The organism is Blastococcus atacamensis (assembly GCF_002938425.1).
Lineage (GTDB): Bacteria > Actinomycetota > Actinomycetes > Mycobacteriales > Geodermatophilaceae > Blastococcus > Blastococcus atacamensis.
Map to the genome: position 1 here is coordinate 19,216 of NZ_POQU01000011.1, position 19,507 is coordinate 38,722.

Annotated in this window: 16 protein-coding genes and 1 tRNA gene; 6 read left to right on the forward strand and 11 right to left on the reverse strand. The window is 73.5% G+C overall.

The genetic code is table 11. The annotated features are described in order from the left end of the window. Window positions 1-324, forward strand: a complete 324-nt coding sequence (locus tag C5508_RS04855; RefSeq protein ID WP_104523821.1) for an RNHCP domain-containing protein — start codon at window positions 1-3, stop codon at window positions 322-324. A gap of 158 nt (window positions 325-482) precedes the next feature. On the opposite strand, the gene C5508_RS04860 is transcribed toward C5508_RS04855, so the two are convergent. The 4 genes from C5508_RS04860 to ilvA all read right to left on the reverse strand — a co-directional run bounded on the left by C5508_RS04860 (window position 483) and on the right by ilvA (window position 5,756). Beyond that, window positions 483-2,543: a M3 family metallopeptidase gene (locus tag C5508_RS04860; RefSeq protein WP_104523822.1), complete on the reverse strand. Its 2,061-nt coding sequence runs from the start codon at window positions 2,541-2,543 to the stop codon at window positions 483-485. Between the two features lie 35 nt (window positions 2,544-2,578). Continuing rightward, window positions 2,579-3,388: an ABC transporter permease gene (locus tag C5508_RS04865; protein WP_104523823.1), complete on the reverse strand. Its 810-nt coding sequence runs from the start codon at window positions 3,386-3,388 to the stop codon at window positions 2,579-2,581. Continuing rightward, the gene (locus C5508_RS04870; protein WP_104523824.1) at window positions 3,385-4,383 is read right to left on the reverse strand and encodes an ATP-binding cassette domain-containing protein; all 999 of its coding nucleotides are present in this window, start codon (window positions 4,381-4,383) and stop codon (window positions 3,385-3,387) included. The genes C5508_RS04865 and C5508_RS04870 overlap by 4 nt, the downstream gene beginning before the upstream one ends. A 146-nt stretch (window positions 4,384-4,529) precedes the next feature. Then, a complete protein-coding gene (ilvA, locus tag C5508_RS04875; protein WP_104523825.1) occupies window positions 4,530-5,756 on the reverse strand; it encodes a threonine ammonia-lyase in 1,227 nt (408 codons plus the stop codon). 71 nt (window positions 5,757-5,827) lie between these two features. Here ilvA and C5508_RS04880 point away from each other — a divergent pair, with 71 nt between their 5' ends. Both C5508_RS04880 and C5508_RS04885 read left to right on the forward strand, forming a co-directional pair. After that, window positions 5,828-7,306: a sigma 54-interacting transcriptional regulator gene (locus C5508_RS04880; RefSeq protein WP_104523826.1), complete on the forward strand. Its 1,479-nt coding sequence runs from the start codon at window positions 5,828-5,830 to the stop codon at window positions 7,304-7,306. Between the two features lies 1 nt (window position 7,307). Beyond that, window positions 7,308-9,287: a VWA domain-containing protein gene (locus C5508_RS04885; RefSeq protein WP_104523827.1), complete on the forward strand. Its 1,980-nt coding sequence runs from the start codon at window positions 7,308-7,310 to the stop codon at window positions 9,285-9,287. 211 nt (window positions 9,288-9,498) lie between these two features. Here C5508_RS04885 and C5508_RS04890 read toward each other — a convergent pair whose 3' ends face one another. Beyond that, window positions 9,499-10,845, reverse strand: a complete 1,347-nt coding sequence (locus C5508_RS04890) for a DUF2252 domain-containing protein (protein ID WP_232796919.1) — start codon at window positions 10,843-10,845, stop codon at window positions 9,499-9,501. A gap of 95 nt (window positions 10,846-10,940) precedes the next feature. Here C5508_RS04890 and C5508_RS04895 point away from each other — a divergent pair, with 95 nt between their 5' ends. Then, window positions 10,941-11,969 (forward strand): SGNH/GDSL hydrolase family protein, encoded by a 1,029-nt coding sequence (locus C5508_RS04895; RefSeq protein WP_232796920.1) that lies wholly within the window; start codon window positions 10,941-10,943, stop codon window positions 11,967-11,969. Between the two features lie 127 nt (window positions 11,970-12,096). Continuing rightward, window positions 12,097-13,317 (forward strand): acetyl-CoA C-acetyltransferase, encoded by a 1,221-nt coding sequence (locus tag C5508_RS04900; RefSeq protein ID WP_104523829.1) that lies wholly within the window; start codon window positions 12,097-12,099, stop codon window positions 13,315-13,317. Between the two features lie 114 nt (window positions 13,318-13,431). On the opposite strand, the gene C5508_RS04905 is transcribed toward C5508_RS04900, so the two are convergent. From C5508_RS04905 to C5508_RS04925, 5 genes are all read right to left on the reverse strand, one after another. Next, window positions 13,432-14,301 (reverse strand): Bax inhibitor-1/YccA family protein, encoded by an 870-nt coding sequence (locus tag C5508_RS04905; protein WP_104523830.1) that lies wholly within the window; start codon window positions 14,299-14,301, stop codon window positions 13,432-13,434. 137 nt (window positions 14,302-14,438) lie between these two features. Continuing rightward, window positions 14,439-14,732 carry a hypothetical protein gene (locus C5508_RS04910; RefSeq protein WP_104523831.1) on the reverse strand — a complete coding sequence of 98 codons (294 nt, stop codon included), beginning with the start codon at window positions 14,730-14,732 and terminating at the stop codon, window positions 14,439-14,441. A 47-nt stretch (window positions 14,733-14,779) separates the two neighbouring features. Further along, window positions 14,780-16,960 carry an MMPL family transporter gene (locus C5508_RS04915; RefSeq protein WP_104523832.1) on the reverse strand — a complete coding sequence of 727 codons (2,181 nt, stop codon included), beginning with the start codon at window positions 16,958-16,960 and terminating at the stop codon, window positions 14,780-14,782. Between the two features lie 5 nt (window positions 16,961-16,965). Then, entirely contained in the window at window positions 16,966-17,562 is a 597-nt protein-coding gene (locus C5508_RS04920; protein WP_104523833.1) for a TetR/AcrR family transcriptional regulator, read from the reverse strand. An 80-nt stretch (window positions 17,563-17,642) separates the two neighbouring features. After that, window positions 17,643-17,716, reverse strand: a tRNA-Leu gene (locus C5508_RS04925). 70 nt (window positions 17,717-17,786) lie between these two features. On the opposite strand from C5508_RS04925, the gene C5508_RS04930 reads away from it, so the two are divergent. Then, window positions 17,787-18,698 carry an alpha/beta hydrolase gene (locus tag C5508_RS04930; RefSeq protein ID WP_198597883.1) on the forward strand — a complete coding sequence of 304 codons (912 nt, stop codon included), beginning with the start codon at window positions 17,787-17,789 and terminating at the stop codon, window positions 18,696-18,698. Here C5508_RS04930 and C5508_RS04935 read toward each other — a convergent pair whose 3' ends face one another. Then, window positions 18,699-19,469 carry a uracil-DNA glycosylase gene (locus C5508_RS04935; RefSeq protein ID WP_104523834.1) on the reverse strand — a complete coding sequence of 257 codons (771 nt, stop codon included), beginning with the start codon at window positions 19,467-19,469 and terminating at the stop codon, window positions 18,699-18,701. Window positions 19,470-19,507 lie beyond the last annotated feature (38 nt).

Here is a 19,507-nt window from a genome sequence, read left to right on the forward strand (position 1 = left end):
ATGGGGGCACGCTCCCGCCAGGCCGAGAACACCTCGTTCGGCTGCGTGCACTGCAGCGCACCGGTGCCGGCCAACACCGACGGGCACTACCGCAACCACTGCCCGTACTGCCTGTGGTCGCTGCACGTCGACGAGCTGCCCGGCGACCGGGCCAGCGAGTGCCGGCAGCCCATGGAGCCCATCGGGCTGGTGGAGAAGTCGGGCAAGGGCTGGCAGGTGGTCCACCGCTGCACGGCCTGCGGCCACCGCCAGCCCAACCGGCTGGTCCGCGACGGCGACGCCCCCGACGACCTGGACCTCGTCCTCGGGCTCCCCTGGTTGTGAGCGATGGCATGCCGATCCTCCGGACCGCACCGCCACGACACTGCGGTCCTCCGGACCGCACGGCGGTCAGGAGCCGTCCCCGACCACCGGTGAGCCCTTGCGTCCTGCCTGCGCGGACCCCTCCGGGGCCCACTCGGCACGACCACCGCTGCCCCGGGTCAGGCCCGTGCAAGGCCCCGGCGGCGCAGGAGCGGACCCGGGTCGGCGTCGCGCCCGCGCACCGCCCGGAAGGCGGCCAGCGGGTCCACCGAGCCGCCGACCGCCAGCAGCCGCTCCCGGAAGGCGTCGCCGTTCTCCCGGCGGAGACCGCCGTTCTCCTTGAACCACTCCACGGTGTCGGCGTCCAGGACCTCCGACCAGATGTAGGAGTAGTAGCCGGCCGAGTAGCCCCCCGCGAAGATGTGCTGGAAGTAGGTCGTCCGGTAGCGCGGGGGCACCAGGTCCGAGGCCACCCCCGCCTCGCGCAGGGCCCGCGCCTCGAACTCACCCGGGTCGCCGATCCCGGTCTCCGGCGTGATCCGGTGCCAGGCCTGGTCGAGCAGGGTGGCGGCCAGGTACTCCAGCGTCCCGAACCCCTCACCCCAGAGCTGCGCGGCGTCGATGGCCCCGACGACCGATGACGGCAGCGGCTCGTCGGTCTCCACGTGCCGGGCGTAGTGCCGCAGCACCTCCGGCCAGAACGCCCACATCTCGTTGACCTGGCTGGGGAACTCGACGAAGTCGCGCGGCACGCTGGTGCCGGAGAAGCGCGGGAAGGTGACGGCGGAGCTCAGCCCGTGCAGGGCGTGACCGAACTCGTGGAACAGCGTGTTGACCTCGTCCAGCGTCAGCAGCGTGGGCCGCCCCTCGGGTGCCCGGGACACGTTGAGGTTGTTCACCACCACGGGCCGGGTGCCGAGCAGCGCCGACTGGCGGACGAACGAACTCATCCAGGCCCCGCCGCGCTTGCCCTCGCGGGCGAAGAAGTCGCCGAGGTACAGCCCGACGTCGTCGCCGCCGGCGCCGGTGACCTGCCAGACCCGGACGTCGGGGTGGTAGCCGGCGAGGTCCGGGCGCGGAGCGAAGCGGTATCCGTAGAGCAGCTCGGCGGCGTGGAAGACGCCGTCCACCAGCACTCGGTCCAGCTCGAAGTACGGCCGCAGTGCAGCGGTGTCGACGGCGTAGCGCTCGGCCCGGACCCGCTCGCTGTAGTACGCCCAGTCCCACGCGGCGAGCTCGACGCCGTCCCGCGACGCCGCCTCGCGGAGGATCTCCGCCTCGGCCTCGGCGTTGGCCACCGACGCGGGCACCATCGACGCGAGCATCCGGTCGACCGCCTCGGTGGTGGCCGCCGTCTGGTCGGCGAGGACGAGGTCGGCGTGGGTGCCGAAGCCCAGCAACCGGGCCCGCTCGGCACGCACGCGGGCGATCCGCTCGGCGACCGGCCGGTTGTCGTGCTCGCCGCCGGCGGCCCGGGCCATCGACGCCTCGAACACCCGGCGGCGCAGCTCCCGGTTCCGCAGCTTGGCCAGCAGCGGCTGGCCGGTGGGCAGCACGAGGGTGAGCAGGTAGCCGTCCAGGCCGCGGTCGGCGGCGGCGCGCCGGGCGGCGGCGACCTCCTCCTCGCTCAGGCCGGCCAGCTCGGCGGCGTCCGCGACGCCGACCGCCGCCGCCTCGGTGGCCAGCTGCAGGTTCTGCCCGAAGCTGGTGGACAGCTCCGACAGCTCCTGGTTCAGCTCGCTCAGCCGCGCCCGGCCCGCATCGTCCAGCCGGGCGCCGGCGAGGAGGAAGTCCAGGTGGTACCGCTCGACCAGCCGGAGGGACTCGGCGTCGAGGCCGGCGGTGGCGCTGCCCGCGTGCACGGCGTCGACGCGGGCGAACAGCGCCGGGTCCAGGCGCAGCGCGTCGTCGTGCGCGGCGGCGAGGGGCGCGATCTCCCGCTCGATCTCGCGCAGCCGCGGCGTGGCCACCGACGAGGACAGGTTGCCGAACACCGACCAGGCCCGGTCGAGCAGCGCGCCCGACCGCTCCAGCGCGACGATCGTGTTCTCGAAGGTGGGCGGCTCGGCCGACCCGACGAGGGCCTGCACCTCCCGCCGCTGGTCGGCCATGCCCACCAGCAGCGCCTCGCGGCAGTGCTCGAGGGTGATGTCGCCGAACGGCGGCAGCCGGAAGGGCAGCTCCGACGAGGAGGCCAGCGGGTTGTCGGCGGAGAGGGCGGGGGCGGGATCGGCACTCATCGCGCGCCAGTCTCCACCCCCGCCCGGCCGGTCGTTCAGCGGCCGGCGGCCCGTCCGTAGCCGCGGACCGACAGCGGCACGAAGACCGCCAGGATGAGAACCACCCAGATCAGCGTGTAGAGCACCGGGTGCTGCAGCGACCACGCGTCCGGCACCGGCGCGAGCGGCGAGGTGTTGCCGAACAGGTCCCGGGCCGCCTGCACGACGGCCGACACGGGGTTCCACTCCGCGAAGGTGCGCAGCACCGAGGGGAAGGACTCCAGCGGGACGAAGGTGTTGGCCACGAACGTCAGCGGGAAGATCACGATGAAGCTGGCGTTGTTGACCACCTCGGGCGTCCGGACCAGCAGACCCACCAGCGCCATGAGCCAGGAGACGGCGTAGGCGAACAGCAGCAGGACCAGGAAGCCCGTGACCGCCTCCCCCACCGAGGAGTTGATCCGCCAGCCCACGACCAGCCCGGTCAGCCCCATCACGACGATGGAGATGGCATTGAGTCCGAGGTCGGCCACCGTGCGCCCCACGAGGACGGCCGAGCGGGCCATCGGCAGGGAGCGGAAGCGGTCGATCAGGCCCTTCTGCAGGTCCTCGGCGATGCTCGCGCCAGTCGTGGTGGAACCGAGCACGATCGTCTGGGCGAAGATCCCCGGCAGCAGGAACTCCGCGTAGGAGACCCCCGGCGGCAGCCCGCCGATCGCGCCGCCGAACACGTAGCGGAACAGCAGCACGAACATGATCGGCGAGAGCGTGGCGAAGACGATCAGGTCGGGGACGCGCTTGACCTTGATCAGGTTCCGCTTGGTGATGACGACGCTGTCGGACAGCGTCGCGGCCAGGCTGCTCATCGGGCACCTCCGGTCATGGCCGGCTCGGCCGTCGTGTCGTCATCGGAGGCGACCTCCTCGGCCGCGCGACCGGTGAGGGCGAGGAACACGTCGTCGAGGTCGGGGCGGCGCAGCCCGACGTCGAAGATCCGGGACGTGTCGCCGTCGAGCAGGCGCAGGGCCTCGGCCAGCACCTCGGCGCCGCCGCTGACCGGCAGCGACAGCCGGCGGGCCTGCTCGTCGACGACCGGGTCGTCGACCCCCAGCGGGCGCAGCCGCTCGACCATGCGGGGCAGCACCGCGGCGTCGGTGACGGTGAACTCCAGCCGCTGACCGCCGACCTGGGCCTTGAGCTCGTCGGACGTGCCGCGTGCGATCACCCGGCCGCGGTCGATGACCACCATGCGGTCGGCCAGCCGGTCGGCCTCCTCCAGGTACTGCGTGGTGAGCAGGATCGTCGTCCCGCCGTCGGCCAGCTCGGCGATGAACTCCCACATGGCCAGCCGGCTGCGCGGGTCGAGGCCGGTGGTCGGCTCGTCGAGGAAGAGGACCCGCGGCCGGTTGATCAGCGAGGCGGCGATGTCCAGCCGGCGCCGCATGCCGCCCGAGTAGGTCTTGGCCGGCCGGTTCGCGGCATCGATCAGGTCGAACCGCTCCAGCAGCTCACCGGCTCGCTTCCGCGACTCGCGCTTGCCGAGCCGGTACAGCCGCCCGACCATCTCCAGGTTCTCGAACCCGGTCAGGTACTCGTCGACAGCCGCGTACTGGCCGGTGAGGCCGATGGCCGCGCGCACCTGGTCGGCGTGGCGACCCACGTCGAGGCCCGCCACCTCGACCCGCCCCCCATCCGCCACGAGCAGCGTGGCGAGGACCCGCACGACAGTCGTCTTCCCCGCGCCGTTGGGGCCGAGAAGGCCCAGCACCGACCCCTCGGCGACGGTCAGGTCGACTCCGTCGAGAGCGGTGGTGGCACCGAAGCGCTTGACCAGCCTTTCGACCACGATCGCGTTCGTCATGCCGCGGACGCTAGGCCCGCCCACTGACAGTTCCCCACCGGTTTTCTCCTTCGCGTACACGAGCACGCCCTCCTGTCCCGCCCCGCGGATGCGGGACAGGAACTAGGACCACGGCGGACGGCGGGACTCATCGGTCGCCGCGCGGCTCACTCCGGGGTGACGTCGTACCCCGCGCTGCGCAGTGCGCCGATGACCTCGCCGGCGTGCACCGGACCGCGGGTCTCCAGCACGACGAAGATCTCGACCTCCCCGATCCCCAGTCGGGTGGTCGTGCGCTCGTGCCCGACCTCGAGCACGTTCGCCCCCACGGCGGCGAGCTCGGCAAGTACGGCAGCCAGCGAACCGGGCTGGTCGGGCACGCGCAGGCGCAGCGACAGATAGCGTCCCGCGGCGGCCATGCCGTGCTGCACGACCTTGAGCAACAGCACCGGGTCGATGTTCCCGCCGGAGACGACGGCGGCCAGCGGGGCCCGGAAGGCGGTGGGGTCGGCCAGGACCGCGGCGACCGCCGCCACCCCCGCGGGCTCGACGACGAGCTTGGCCCGCTCCAGGCAGAACAGCAGCGCCCGGGAGAGGTCCTCCTCGCTGACCGTGCGCACCTCGTCGACGAGCCCCTGCACGTGGGCGAAGCTGAGGTCGGTCGGCTTCGGGACGGCGATCCCGTCGGCCATCGTGCTCATCGATGGCAGCGCCACCGGACGACCCGCGGCCAGCGACGCCGGCAGGGCGGCGGCCTCCTCGGCCTGCACGGCGACCACCCGGACGTCGGGACGGCGCTCCTTGACCACGGCGGCGATCCCCGAGACCAGCCCCCCGCCACCGGCGCACACGAGCACGGTGGCGACCTCGGGGCACTGCTCGAGGATCTCCAGGCCGACGGTGCCCTGCCCGGCGATCACGTCGGGGTGGTCGAAGGGGTGGATGAACACCGCGCCGGTGCGCTGGGCGTGCTCGGCCGCGGCCAGCAGCGGCTCGGCCAGCGACAGTCCGAGCATCTCCACCCGCGCCCCGTAGGCCTGAGTGGCCGCGAGCTTGGGCAGGGGGGCGCTCTCGGGCATGTAGACCGTCGCCTCCGCACCGAGGAGCCGGGCCGCCAGGGCGACCCCCTGCGCGTGGTTGCCGGCGCTGGCGGCCACCACGCCCCGCGCGCGCTCGGCGTCGGTCAGCCGGGCGATGCGGGTGTAGGCGCCGCGGATCTTGAACGAGCCGGTGCGCTGCAGGTTCTCGCACTTCAGCCAGACCGGGCCACCGACCCGGTCGGCCAGGCCCCGGGAATGCTCCAGCGGGGTACGGCGGACGACGCCGTCGATCAGGGCGGCCGCCGCCTCGACGTCGGCACCGCTGACCAGGGGGACACCTCCGGAACCGGTCACGGCGGCGATCCTCGCAGCACCCGTTGCCGACGACCGTCCAGGACGCGCGCGACCGTCGTACCGTGGCGGGGGTGACGGACACGCCCGCACCGGCATCCCCCTCCCCCGCACCCACCACCCTCGGCGAGCTGCGCGCCAGCGGCGCCACCCCCAGGCCGGTCAAGGCCGAGATCCGCGCGAACCTGCTGGCCCGCCTGGCCGCCGGCGAACCCTCGCTCCCTGGCATGGTGGGTTTCGAGGACACCGTCCTGCCCGAGGTCGAGCGGGCCCTGATCGCCGGTCACGACCTCGTCCTCCTCGGCGAGCGCGGGCAGGGCAAGACCCGGCTCATCCGCACCCTCGTCGGCCTGCTCGACGAGTGGACGCCGGTGCTCGTGGGCAGCGAGCTCAACGAGCACCCGCTGGCCCCGATCAGCGTCTGGGCGCACCGGCAGATCGCCGAGCACGGCGACGCCACCCCCGTCGGCTGGCTGCATCGCAGCGACCGCTTCGGGGAGAAGCTGGCGACGCCGGACACCAGCGTCGGCGACCTCATCGGCGACGTCGACCCGATCAAGGTGGCCGAGGGCCGCACGCTGGGCGACCCCGAGACCGTCCACTACGGCCTGGTCCCGCGCACCAACCGCGGCATCTTCAGCGTCAACGAGCTGCCCGACCTCGCCGAGCGCATCCAGGTGGCACTGCTCAACGTGCTGGAGGAGCGCGACATCCAGATCCGCGGCTACCGCGTCCGGCTGCCGCTGGACCTGCTGCTGGTGGCCAGCGCGAACCCGGAGGACTACACCAACCGCGGCCGGATCATCACCCCGCTCAAGGACCGGTTCGGCGCCGAGGTGCGCACGCACTACCCGATCGAGCTCGCCAACGAGATCCGCCTGCTGCAGCAGGAGGCGCACACGAGCTGGGTCGGGGTCGACGGCGCCGTCCGGGCAGGGGACGCCGCCCTCGCCACGCCCGTCATCCCCGGGCACCTGGTGGAGATCGTCGCCCGCTTCACCCGGCTCGTGCGGGAGTCCAGCCACGTCGACCAGCGCTCGGGCGTGAGCGCCCGGTTCGCCATCGCGGGTCTGGAGACCGTCGCCGCCTCCGCCGTCCGCCGGGCGGCGGTCGCCGGCGAGACCCGGCCCGTCGCGCGGGTCGTCGACCTGCCGGCGATCGTGCCGGCCAGCCGCGGCAAGGTCGAGTTCGCCGACGCCGGCGCCGACCCGGACGACGACCGCGAGCTGGAGATCCTCGACCACCTGCTGCGGCAGGCCACCGCCCAGACCTTCCGTGCCCGGTGCGCGGGACTGGACCTGACCGGGTTGCAGGAGCACTTCACCGGCGGGGAGACCGTCGAGTCCGGCGAGCTGGTCCCGGCTCCGGCACTGCTGGGCCAGCTGGGCACCATCCCGAAGCTGGCCGAGCTGCTCGGCCGGCTCGGGGTGCCCGAGGGGGACCATTCCGCCGAGCAGGCCGCGGCCGCGGTGGAGTTCGCCCTGGAGGGCCTCTACCTGACCCGCCGGCTGGCCAAGGACACCGACGGCGGCCGCACGGTCTACGGGGCCTGACGTGGCGCACCGTGCCCCGAAGGGCTACCGGTACGGGCGGTGGCAGGGCGGGCCCGACCCGCTCGCCCCGCCCTACGACCTGGGCAACGCCGTCGACGAGATCGGTGACTCGGTGCTCGGCGGCAGCGGTGTGCGCGAGGCGCTGCGGGAGCTGCTGCGCCGGGGCGCCGAGGGCCGCCGCGGCCTGGACGAGCTGCGGCGGGCGGTGCGCGACCGGCTGCGCACGGCCCGGAGCGCGGGCCGGATGGACGGCACCCTCCAGGAGGTGCGCGAGCTGCTCGACCAAGCCGTGGCGGCCGAGCGCCGCGAGCTGTTCCCGGACCCCGACGACGCCGCGCGACTGGCTGAGTCGGAACTCGACGCGCTGCCGGAGGACACCGCCGGCGCCGTGCGGTCGCTCAAGGACTGGTCGTGGCGCTCGGAGGAGGGACGGCAGGCCTACGAGCAGATCCAGGACCTGCTCCGCCGGGAGGTGCTCGACAGCTCCTTCGCGTCCATGAAGCAGTCGCTGGAGAACGCCACGCCCGAGGATCTGCAGGCGGTCAAGGACATGGTCGCCGACCTGTCCCGGCTCGTGGACGCGCACAACCGCGGCGAGGACACCGACCAGCAGTTCGCCGACTTCATGGCGCAGCACGGCCAGTTCTTCCCCGACCAGCCCGAGACGGTCGAGGAGCTGATCGACTCCCTCGCCCGCCGTGCCGCCGCTCAGGAACGCATGATGGCCGGCCTCTCCCCCGAGCAGCGCGCCGAGCTGGGCGAGCTGATGGCCCAGACGATGGAGGACATGGGCCTGGCCAGCGAGATGGCCCACCTCTCCGACGCGCTGCGCCAGGCCCGGCCCGACCTCCCGTGGGGCCAGCGCGGCCAGGTGCCCGACGGCGAGCCCTCGCTCGGCCTGGGCGACGCCACGAGCGCCGTCGCCGAGCTCGCCGACCTGGAGGCGCTGTCCAACCAGCTCTCCCAGGGCTATGCGGGCGCCTCATTGGCCGACGTCGACGAGGAGCTGCTGGAGCGCGCGCTGGGCCGCTCGGCCGCCGACGACCTGACCGCGCTCCGCGAGCTGGAGCGGGAGCTGGAGCGGCAGGGCTACCTGAACCGCACCGAGGGCAAGCTGGAGCTCTCCCCCAAGGCGGTGCGCCGGCTGGGCGCCACCGCGCTGCGCCGGGTGTTCGCCCAGCTGGACGCCACCGGGCGCGGCGAGCACGACGTCGCCGACGCGGGATCGGCCGGGGAGCTCACCGGCAGCTCGCGGGAGTGGCGGTTCGGCGACGAGCAGCCGCTGGACGTCGTCCGCACTGTGAAGAACGCCGTCCTGCGGACGGCGCACGAGCCGCGGACCGGCAGCCGCGTGCAGATCTCCGTCGACGACTTCGAGGTGGTGGAGACCGAGCGCCGCACCGGTGCCGCGGTCGCCCTGCTCGTCGACCTCTCCTACTCGATGGCGCTGCGCGGCACCTGGGGCGCGGCCAAGTCGACGGCGATGGCGCTGCACTCGCTGGTGACCACCCGGTTCCCGCAGGACGCCATCGAGATCATCGGCTTCTCCTCCACCGCCCAGGTGCTGGCACCTGCGACCCTGGCCGAGCTCAGCGTCGACACCCTGCAGGGCACCAACCTGCAGCACGGCCTGATGCTCGCCCGGCGGTTCCTCGCCAAGCACCGGGACGCCGAGCCGGTGGTCCTGGTGGTCACCGACGGCGAGCCCACCGCTCACCTCGAGGACGACGGGACGCCGTTCTTCTGCTGGCCGCCGATGCCGGAGACGATCGCGCGCACCGTGGCCGAGGTGGAGCGGGTGGCGCGGTCCGGGGCGACGGTCAACGTGTTCGCGCTGGATCCGGACCCGGGGCTGGTCCACTTCGTCCACGATCTGACCCAGCGGGCCGGTGGCAGGGTGTTCCAGCCCGACGCCGACCGGCTGGGCGAGTACGTCGTCGCCGATTACCTGCGGTCCCGGAGGGGCCGTCGGTCCCGGTGAGGCCTGCTCCCCGGGCCCGGCCCGAGCGTGCGAGGGCTGGGGAGGAGCAGGTCCTTCTGCTGCGGACCCGGAGGGGTCGCCGGTCGCGCTGACCGGCGCCCGCGGCCGAGTGGGCAGTTGTCGTCGCCCGCGTCGGCGTGTCCGAGCGTGTCCCCGACCGCAACTGGTCACTCGGCGCGATCGCGACCAGGGCGGGACCGGGCAGCGGCGATCAGTCCCCCGGCAGTGGGTGGGAGCCGCTCGAGCTGATCCCCGGGATCTGGCCGGCCCGGAAGGCGTTGACGAACAACCGGTGGTCCTCCTGGGTCCGCAGCGCGTAGGACCGGGCGAACTCGACCATGTCGGCGACGAACTCCGCACGCCGGTCGCCGATCAGCGCCGTGATCGCCTCCTCCGTCTGGAACGGCACCAGGGTGTGGTCGCTGTCGGCGTCACCCACGCAGTGCAGCTTCGCCGTCGCCCGGCCCAGCTGGGCCATCACCGGCGCGATCTCCTCGGGTTCGGTGAGGTCCTCCCAGTCCAGGTCCAGCTCGTAGGGCGAGAGCTCGGCGACGACGAACCCGCGGCCGTCGATCTCGGTGTAGCCCAGGAACTGGGAGGCGTTGGCCTGCAGCGCGCGCTGGCTCAGCGCCGTCCGGTGGCCCTCGTTCTCGAAGTAGGACCGGATGTCGGGGTCGGTGACCACCCGGCTGGGAGCCGGCACGTTGCCCTGCTTCAGCGACAGGACGACGTCGTTCTCCAGGGCCTGGTCGTACCCCTCGAGCAGCACGTTGTAGGCCGGCAACCCCGCACTGCCGATGCCGAACCCGCCGGTGCCGATCACGTCCTTCACGTCGTAGGTGACCTCGCGGCGCCGCTGACCCTGGGGCACGGTCTCGCGGTAGCGCTCGAGGGCGGCCAGCACCCGGTCACGCTCCTCGTCGTCGAGCCGGCGGTTCCGCGGCCGGTCGGCGAAGCGTCGCTGATAGCCCTCGATCACCGTCACGCGCTCCAGGAGCCCGAGGCGGGTACGGGCCGTGGTCTCGAAGATGACCTCGCGCACCGCCCCCTCGGTGTTGTCCGACAGCAGCGCGAAGGAGCGGTCCTCATCGGAGCGGGTGAACGCCTCGACCTGGTCCAGGTAGGCGTGCAGGTAGCCGCCGAGCAGGTCGCCGATGACGTCGTCCCCCAGCGCCTTGCGCCAGGCCAGCAGCGCGAAGCTGGCCGCGAACCGGCGCAGGTCCCAGCTCACGTGCCCGAGGTAGGCCTCGTCGAAGTCGTTGACGTCGAAGACGATCCGGCCTGCGCTGTCCATGTAGGTGCCGAAGTTCTCCGCGTGCAGGTCACCCTGGATCCACACGCGTGACGTCCGCTCGTCACTCCAGCGGTCGTCGAATGCCGCCATGTCCGCGTAGAACAGGGGCGCACTCCCCCGGTAGAAGGCGAACGGATCGGCCGCCATCTTGCGGAACTTGGTGCGGAAGGCGTCGGCGTCGGCGTCCATGAGCTCGCCGAAGGCATCGACGAGGACGCCGACGATCTGCCGCGTGCGTTCGTCGTCGTCTGTGGGAGAGGTCACACCAGCGAGGGAGGAGGCCACAGGTCGCACCGTAGGGGGCCGATAACGTCAGTGGTGCCACCAGGGTGCCGACGACCAGGGACGGAGGGACGATCATGCGTACCGACACCGCCCGACTCCTCAGGACCAGCGCCGCCTACGGCGGTGGCAGCGTGGGGATCGCCGGGGCGGCCCTGGTCGCCCTCCTCCACGAGGAGGCCCGCGCCGCCCGCCGCAAGGTCGAGGCCCGCACCGACAAGACCGACCCCCCGTCCGGCGACGGCGTCTACGGGCGCGGCCGCGGCAAGCCGATCGTGTTCACCGTCCTCGGCGACTCCAGCGCTGTCGGCCTGGGCGTCACCCGCTCCTCGCAGACCCCCGGGGTGCTCGTCGCGGCCGGCCTGGCCGAGCTCGCCGAGCGCCCGGTCCGGCTGGTGCGGCTGGCCGTGTCCGGCGCCCGTGCCCGCGACCTGGAGGCGCAGGTGGACCGAGCCCTGGCCGAGCGCCCGGCCGTCGCGCTGATCATGATCGGCGCCAACGACGTCACCAGTCGGACGCCCACCGCCGTCTCGGTCGGCCACCTCACCGACGCCGTCCGCCGGCTCACCGCGGCCGGCTGCGAGGTCGTCGTCGGCACCTGCCCCGACCTGGGCACGATCCGCCCGATCGCGCAACCGCTGCGCAGCTTCGCCCGCCGGTGGAGCCGCCAGATGGCCGCCGCCCAGACGATCGCCGTCGTCGAGGCCGGAGGCCGCACCATCTCGCTCGGCTCGCTGCTCGGTCCCGCGTTCGCCTCCGACCACGGCATGTTCAGCAACGACGAGTTCCACCCCAGCGCGGCCGGCTACGCCGCGGCAGCGGCGGTGCTGCTGCCGGCGGTCGCCGACGCCGTCGGGGTGTGGCCGGCCCCCGCCGGCCGGCGGCTCCGCGCGCTGCGCGGGGAGTCGGTCAAGCCGGTGGCCCGTGCCGCCGCCCGGGCCGCGAGCCGGCCCGGCACCGAGGTGCAGGCCACCGAGGTCGCCGGCTCCGACACCGGGCCGCGCGGCCCCTGGGCGCTGCTCCGCCGGCCCCGGCCCACCGACGTCCCGACGCCCGAGGAGGCCGAGCGTGCCGAGACCGAGGCGGAGTCCGCAGGCCTCCGCTGAGGCGTGACGCGGAGCACACCCGCTGCCTCCTCGCTCGACGGCGGGATGCGTCGCGGCTACTCCGGGGTACGTTCCGAGATGACCGATGTCCGGCGACCGTGTCGGACTCCCTCATCGTGGAGGACCCATGCCCGAAGCCGTCATCGTCTCGACTGCGCGCTCGCCCATCGGCCGCGCGTTCAAGGGGTCGCTCAAGGACATGCGTCCCGACGACCTCGCCGCCGCCGTCGTCCGTGCCGCGTTGGACAAGGTGCCCGCACTCGACCCCACCGACATCGACGACCTGATGCTCGGCTGCGGCCTCCCCGGCGGAGAGCAGGGCTACAACATGGGCCGTGTCGTGAGCGTGCTGCTCGGCATGGACCACTTGCCCGGCACGACCATCACCCGCTACTGCTCCTCGTCGCTGCAGACCACCCGCATGGCCCTGCACGCCATCAAGGCCGGCGAGGGCGACGTGTTCATCTCGGCCGGCGTCGAGACCGTCTCCCGCTTCGTGAAGGGCAACAGCGACGCGCTGCCCGACACCCAGAACCCGGTGTTCGCCGACGCGCAGGCCCGCGTGGCGAAGACCGCCGAGAGCGGCGCGGACTCGTGGACCGACCCGCGCGAGAACGGCGACGTCCCCGACGTCTACATCGCCATGGGCCAGACCGCCGAGAACCTGGCCCTGCTCAAGGGCGTGTCGCGCCAGGAGATGGACGAGTTCGCCGTCCGCAGCCAGAACCTCGCCGAGGAGTCGATCAACAACGGCTTCTGGGACCGCGAGATCGTCCCGATCACGACCCCCGACGGCACGGTCGTCACCAAGGACGACGGCCCGCGGCCGGGCACCACGCTCGAGGGCATCTCCGGGCTCAAGCCGGTGTTCCGCCCCGACGGCCGGGTCACCGCCGGCAACGCCTGCCCGCTCAACGACGGCGCCTCGGCCGTGATCATCATGAGCGACACCAAGGCCGCCGAGCTGGGCCTCACCCCGCTGGCCCGCGTGGTCTCCACCGCGGTCACCGGCCTCTCGCCGGAGATCATGGGCTACGGCCCGGTCGACGCCTCCCGCCTGGCGCTCAAGCGGGCCGGCATGACCATCGACGACATCGACCTCGTGGAGATCAACGAGGCCTTCGCCGCCCAGGTCATCCCGAGCTACCGGGACCTGGACATCGACATCGACAAGCTGAACGTGCACGGTGGCGCCATCGCCGTCGGACACCCGTTCGGCAGCACCGGCGCCCGGATCACCGGCACGCTGATCAACGGCCTCCGGACGAAGGACAAGACCTTCGGCCTGGAGACCATGTGCGTCGGTGGCGGCATGGGCATGGCGATGGTCCTGGAGCGCCTCTCCTGACCCCCGACCGGGGGCTTCCGCGACGGAAGCCCCCGGACACGACAGTGGCCCGGCCCCCTCAGGGGGACCGGGCCACTGTCGCTCTCAGACCCCGGCCGGAGCAGGGGTCCGTCGTCAGTCGCTCTGCAGGTAGGACAGCAGACGCAGGATCTCCAGGTACAGCCACACCACCGTGACCAGCAGGCCGAAGGCGATGTACCAGGCGAACTTCGCCGGGGCGCCGCGGCGGATGGCCTCGTCGGCCATGTCGAAGTCGAGCAGCAGCGAGAACGCCGCCACACCGATCACGACCAGGCTGAAGATGATGGCCAGCGGGCCTCCGTCACGCAGCCCGAGGCCGCCCTCGACGAAGAAGCCGGCGACCAGGTTGGCCACGACCAGCACGAGCACGCCGATCAGGGCGGCCATCATCCAGCGGGTGAACTTCGGGGTCACCCGGACGGCGCCGGTCTTGTAGACCACCAGCATGCCGGCGAAGACACCGAAGGTGCCGATCAGCGCCTGGGTGACGATGCTGCTGCCGAACTGCAGGCTGAAGGCCTCGCTGATCGCGCCGAGCGCCACGCCGTAGAGCGCGCCGTAGGCCAGCGTCGCCGCCGGGTTGGCGATCTGCTTGAAGGCGATCACCAGGCCGAGCACGAAGGCGACGAGGACCGCCGGGAGCGCCAGCCCCCATGCGGCCTGGCCGGGCAGGGCCCACGTGACGGCGGCGGCCAGGACGGTCACCAGGAACGAGAGGCCCGTCTTGGTGACGACGTCGTCCATGGTCATGTACCGCGTCGCCGGGGTCGTGCCGTAGGGCGACGGAGCTGCGTACTGGTCCTGCGGGGCCGGGGCCCCGTACTGGCCGGGGGCGCCGTACTGGCCCGGGGCGCCGTACTGCGGCGCGCCGTACTGGGGCGCGTTGCCCCATCCGGCGGACTGCTGGCCGGGGCCGGCGTTGTTCCCGAACCCTCGGCTGAACGCCGGGTTCTTACTGGGCATCGTCATCTCCTCGAGAGGACTCACTGGTCGTGGAGCCAACCTCGTGCACTCCACTCGGTCTGGTCAACGCCCGACACGCCGAAAGCGTTCCGGGGTGGCCCGGCGTCCCCCGGACGGGCCGGCTGCGGTCCCCCTGCTCAGGGACGTGGGTTCGTCCGCTGCCAGCGGCGCTCGTCGCGGCGGGCGCCCTGTCCCGCCCGGCACCGGCGGCAGACCACCTGCACCTCCTCGGCGTGGCGTCCGGACTCCGGCTGGACGTCGGCCCACGGGACGTGCGGGAAGCGGCCCAGCCGGGACTTGCTGAGCGCGAGCCCGCAGACGGTCTCGTTGCGGCCGCGTTCCCAGGCGTGCACCTCGCCGGAGGGGTAGCGGATCCCGTCGTCGGGATCGGTCCACTGCCCGGTCGCCGCCACCGCCGCGTTGCCTGCCATGGAACGGGCGTACCCGCATCGCGGCGGATACGCCCGTGCCGGCGAGGTCAGTTCTCGGCGGAGACCAGGTCCGGCGCCGCGTGGCGGCCCGAGGGCGTCTTCTCCAGCGCCGACCCCTCGACGTCGAGCACCGGGAGCCAGCGCAGCCAGCGCGGCAGCCACCAGGCCCGCTCCCCCAGCAGCGCCAGGGCGGCGGGGACCAGCACCATCCGGACGACGAAGGCGTCGAAGAGGATGCCGGCGGCGAGCGCGAAGGCGATCGACTTGATCGTCGCCTCGCCGGCGGGCACGAATCCGGCGAACACCGAGAACATGATCAGCGCGGCCGCCACGACGACCGGCGCCGCCTGGCGGAAACCGGTGCGGATGCTGTCCAGCGGTGCGGCACCGTGGCTGTGCGCCTCGTGCATCCGCGACACCAGGAAGATCTGGTAGTCCATCGCCAGGCCGAACAGGATCCCGATCACCAGGATCGGCGTCAGGCTGATCAGCGGGCCGGTGGTGTCCAGGTTGACCACGTCGGCCAGCCAGCCCCACTGGAACACCGCCACGGTTGCCCCGAGCGAGGCGCCGACGGTCAGCACGAAGCCCAGCACGCCGACCAGCGGCACCAGCAGCGAGCGGAAGACCAGCACCAGGAGGACCAGCGCCAGGCCGACGACCAGGCCCAGGTAGACCGGCAGCGCCTCGTCCAGGCTGCGCGCGACGTCCACGCTCACCGCGGTCGCACCGGTGACCGAGGCCTCGACACCGGCGTCGAGGTCGGCCAGCTCGGCACGCAGGTCCGCGACCAGCTGCTCGGTGGCCGGGTCGGTCGGGCCGGACTCCGGGATGACGCTGAGCAGGGCGGCCGTGCCGTCGGCGTTCGGGGTCGGCGGGGTGACCGTGACGACGTCGTCCAGCTCGCCGATGGCGCCGCTGACCCCCGCCGCGACCTCGGCCGCGCGGTCGCCCTCGAAGAGAACGGCGAGCGGGCCGTTGAAGCCTTCGCCGAAGCCGTCGGAGAGCAGCTGCTCGGCCCGTGCCTGCGTGCTGTCGGCGGGCGGCTGCTGCACGAGCGTCGTCTGCATCGAGAAGAACGGGACCGCGAGCACGCCGAGCACCACGATGCTCAGCAGCAGGCTGACGAACCGGTGGCGGGAGACCGTCGCGGCCCAGCCGGCGAGGAAGCCCCGCCCGGCCGGAGCGCTCCCCGGCGCGGCGTCGCGCTGCCTGCGCGGCAGCACCCGCCGGCCGAGGAAGCCCAGCACGGCCGGCACGAGGGTCAACGCGACGAGGACGGCGACGACGATGGTGGCCGCGGCCGCGACACCCATCTGGGTCAGGAACGGGATGCCGACGACGAACAGCCCGGCCAGCGCGATGATCACGGTGAGGCCAGCGGTCACCACGGCGGAGCCGGCGGTGCCCACGGCGGTGGAGAGGGCCGTCGCGACGTCGGCGCCCTGGCGGAGCTCCTGGCGGTGGCGCGTGATGATGAACAGCGCGTAGTCGATGCCGACGGCCAGGCCGAGCATCGCGGCCAGGGTCGGGGTGGTCGAGGACAGCTCGGTGAAGCCGGTGGTGATGGTGACGCCGAGGACACCGATGCCGACGCCGACGATCGCCGTCAGCAGGTTCATGCCGGCGAGGACCAGTCCGCCGTAGGTCACGGCGAGGACCAGCAGGGCGATGACGACACCGATCGCCTCGCTCGGGCCGCCGACGTGCGGGGCCTTTTGGGTCGCCTCACCGGCGACCTCCACGGTGAACCCGCCGTCACGGGCGCCGTCGACGGCCTCGAGCAGCGCCTCCTGTTGGGCAGGGGTGACCTCGCCGGGCGCGGACTCGTAGGTGACCGTGCTGAACGCGGTGGTCTGCTCGCGGTTGACCGACGGTGCCGCCGGGTCCAGCGGGTCGGTCGCGGAGACGACGCCGGGCAGCTCGTCCAGTTCCGCGACGAGCCGGCCGATCGTGGCGGCGCCCTCGGGCGTGGTCAGCGTCTGGCCGTCCGGGGCCACGACGACCACGCGCGCGGTGGCTCCCTCGCCGCCGGCGCCGAACTCGTCGCCGATGCGGTCGAGGGCGACGGTGGACTCCTGCCCGGGGATGGAGAAGCTGCTGGACGTCTCGCCGGCCAGGGTGACCGCGCCGACGCCGCCGCCGACGAGGACCGCCAGCCAGACGAGGACGACGGCGAGCCGGTGCCGGTGCGAGAACGCGCCGAGTCGGGACAACACGAGAGCCATGCGGATCAGGCCTCCACCTGGTCGGGGCTGGGAAGAGCGGCGCCGGGTCGGCGGTGGCCGAGCGCGTCGAAGCAGGTGGCGGCGACGTGCGCCCGCCACGCGGTGGTCTGGTCGTCGGTCTGCGCAGCGAGTGTGAGGACGGCGAGGGCGCCGAGGGCCCCGATCACCCGGACCACCCGCTCGGGCGCGGTGGTGGCCGGATCGACCCCGAAGGCCTCGAGGACGGCGATCTCCGGGGAGACGTCCTCCGCGAGGGCACCGCCGTCGGCCCGCGTCACGGGGGCGATCAGCAGGGCCACGAGCCCGGGGTGCGCCAGGGCGGAGTCGACGACGACGTCGATGGCGAACCGGTCCCGCTCGGCACCGAACGGCAGATGCCGGACCTCGTCGAGCACCCGCTGCGCCACGGTGCCGACCTGCGCCACCACCGCCTCGCGCAGCGCGTCCTTGCTCGGGAAGTGGTGCAGCAGACCGGCCTTGGACAGGCCCACGGCGTCGGCGATGTCCTGCACCGAGGTCTTGGCGAACCCCTGGCGGGCGAACAGCGCGGCGGCCCGATCGAGGATGCCCTCGTCGATCTGCTGCCGGAACGGACGCGCCACCAGCCCACGATACGACCGACCGACCGATATGGTCGGTTTACCGCACGGAAAGGTCGGTGCCGTTCCTCACAGGGCTACGGTGCCCCCGGTCGGATTCGAACCGACACTCGAACCCTTTTAAGGGGTCTGCCTCTGCCGATTGGGCTACGAGGGCGCGGGATCAACGCTAGCCGCTCCTCCCCTTACGGTGGGCTCGCTGCCCCGACCCCCCTGCGGAGGACACGTTGCCGAGGAGACGACCGCCCCAGCTGCCCGCGCGCCTCGTGCGCACCGCGGTCCGCACCCTCGTGCGCCCGGTGCTGGGGCCCCGCGTGCCCGTGGGCGCGCAGCGACGCTGGCTCGACATCGTGAGCGCCACGAACCCGCCCGCCGCGGGGGTCGACGTGCGCACCGGCCGGCTGGGCGGCCGGCCGGCCGAGGTCCTGGTGCCGGCGGCGACGCCGACGACAGGCGAGGTGCTGTACCTGCACGGAGGCGGCTTCACCACCGGCTCGGCAGCCACCCACCGCGGACTGGCCACCCGTCTGGCGGCGACGTCCGGCGCGGTGGTGCACCTGCTCGACTACCGGCTGGCCCCCGAGCACCCCTTCCCCGCGGCGCTGGACGACGCGCTGGCCGCCTACCGCGAGCTGCGCGAGCGGACCGACCGCCCCGGGCGGACAGTCCTCGCCGGCGACTCCGCCGGGGGCTGGCTCGCCCTCACCGCCGCGCTGCGGCTGCGCGACGAGGGCAGCCCGCTCCCGGCGGCGCTCGCGCTGGTCTCACCCTGGCTGGACCTGTCCGGAGCCGCCCGGCGCGACGACCGGGTCGACCCCATGCTGCAGCCGGCGTGGCTCGCCCGCTGCGCCGCCGACTTCGCACACGACCGGGACCTGCGCTCGCCGGAACTCAGTCCCCTGGCGGCGGACCTGACCGGACTGCCGCCCCTGGTGGTGCAGGTGGGCGGCGAGGAGATCCTCCTCGGCGAGGCGGTGCGGCTGGCCGAACGGGCCCGGGCGGCCGGGGTGCCGGTGGACCTGCGCCGGTTCGACGGCATGTGGCACGTCTTCCAGCTCTCGGCCGGCTCCGTCCGGGAGTCCACGACCGCCGTCACCGCGCTGGGCGAGGCGCTCGCGGCGCACCTGTCGGCGAGCTGATCAGCCGGCTGCGCGCGCGAGCTCCGTCGCCCGGCCGAGGACGGCGTCGAGCATCGGTTCGGTGAGCCGGCCGGTGAAGGTGTTCTGCTGGCTGACGTGATAGCTGCCCAGCAGGGTCAGCGGTCCGCGCGGGCCCTCCAGCGCCACCTCCACCCCGTGCCCGAAGGCCGGTCGCGGACGGGGCAGCGCATAGCCCGCCGCGGCGAGCACCGGCCACAGCGCCGTCCAGCCGAAGCCACCCAGCACGACGACCACGCGCAGCCGGGGCAGCAACTCCAGTTCGCGGGCCAGCCAGGGAGAGCAGGTGTCCCGCTCCTCCGGTGTCGGCGCGTTCGCCGGTGGCGCGCAGCGCACCGCGGCGGCGACCCGCACGTCGGTGAGCTCCAGGCCGTCGCCGATGGAGGTCGAGGTCGGCTGGTTGGCCAGTCCCGCCCGCCAGAGCGCGGCGAAAATCCAGTCCCCGCTGCGGTCACCGGTGAACACACGACCGGTCCGGTTCCCGCCGTGCGCGGCGGGCGCGAGCCCGACGACGGCGATCCGGGCGTCGGCGGGGCCCAGCCCCGGCACCGGCCGGCCCCAGTAGTCCTGGTCCCGGAACGAGGCCCGCTTCACCTGGGCCACCTCCTCGCGCCAGGCGACGAGCCGTGGGCAGGCGTAGCAGCCGGAGATCCGCGCGTCGAGGACGGTCAGGTCCGGGGTGCTCCGGGCGGAGCGCACGACGCCGGCGGGGCTGCGGGTGGCCGGGAAACCCCCGGCGTCCCGGGAGGTCATGGAACGGCCCCGGTGGAGGGGCCCGCGGCGAGCCTGCG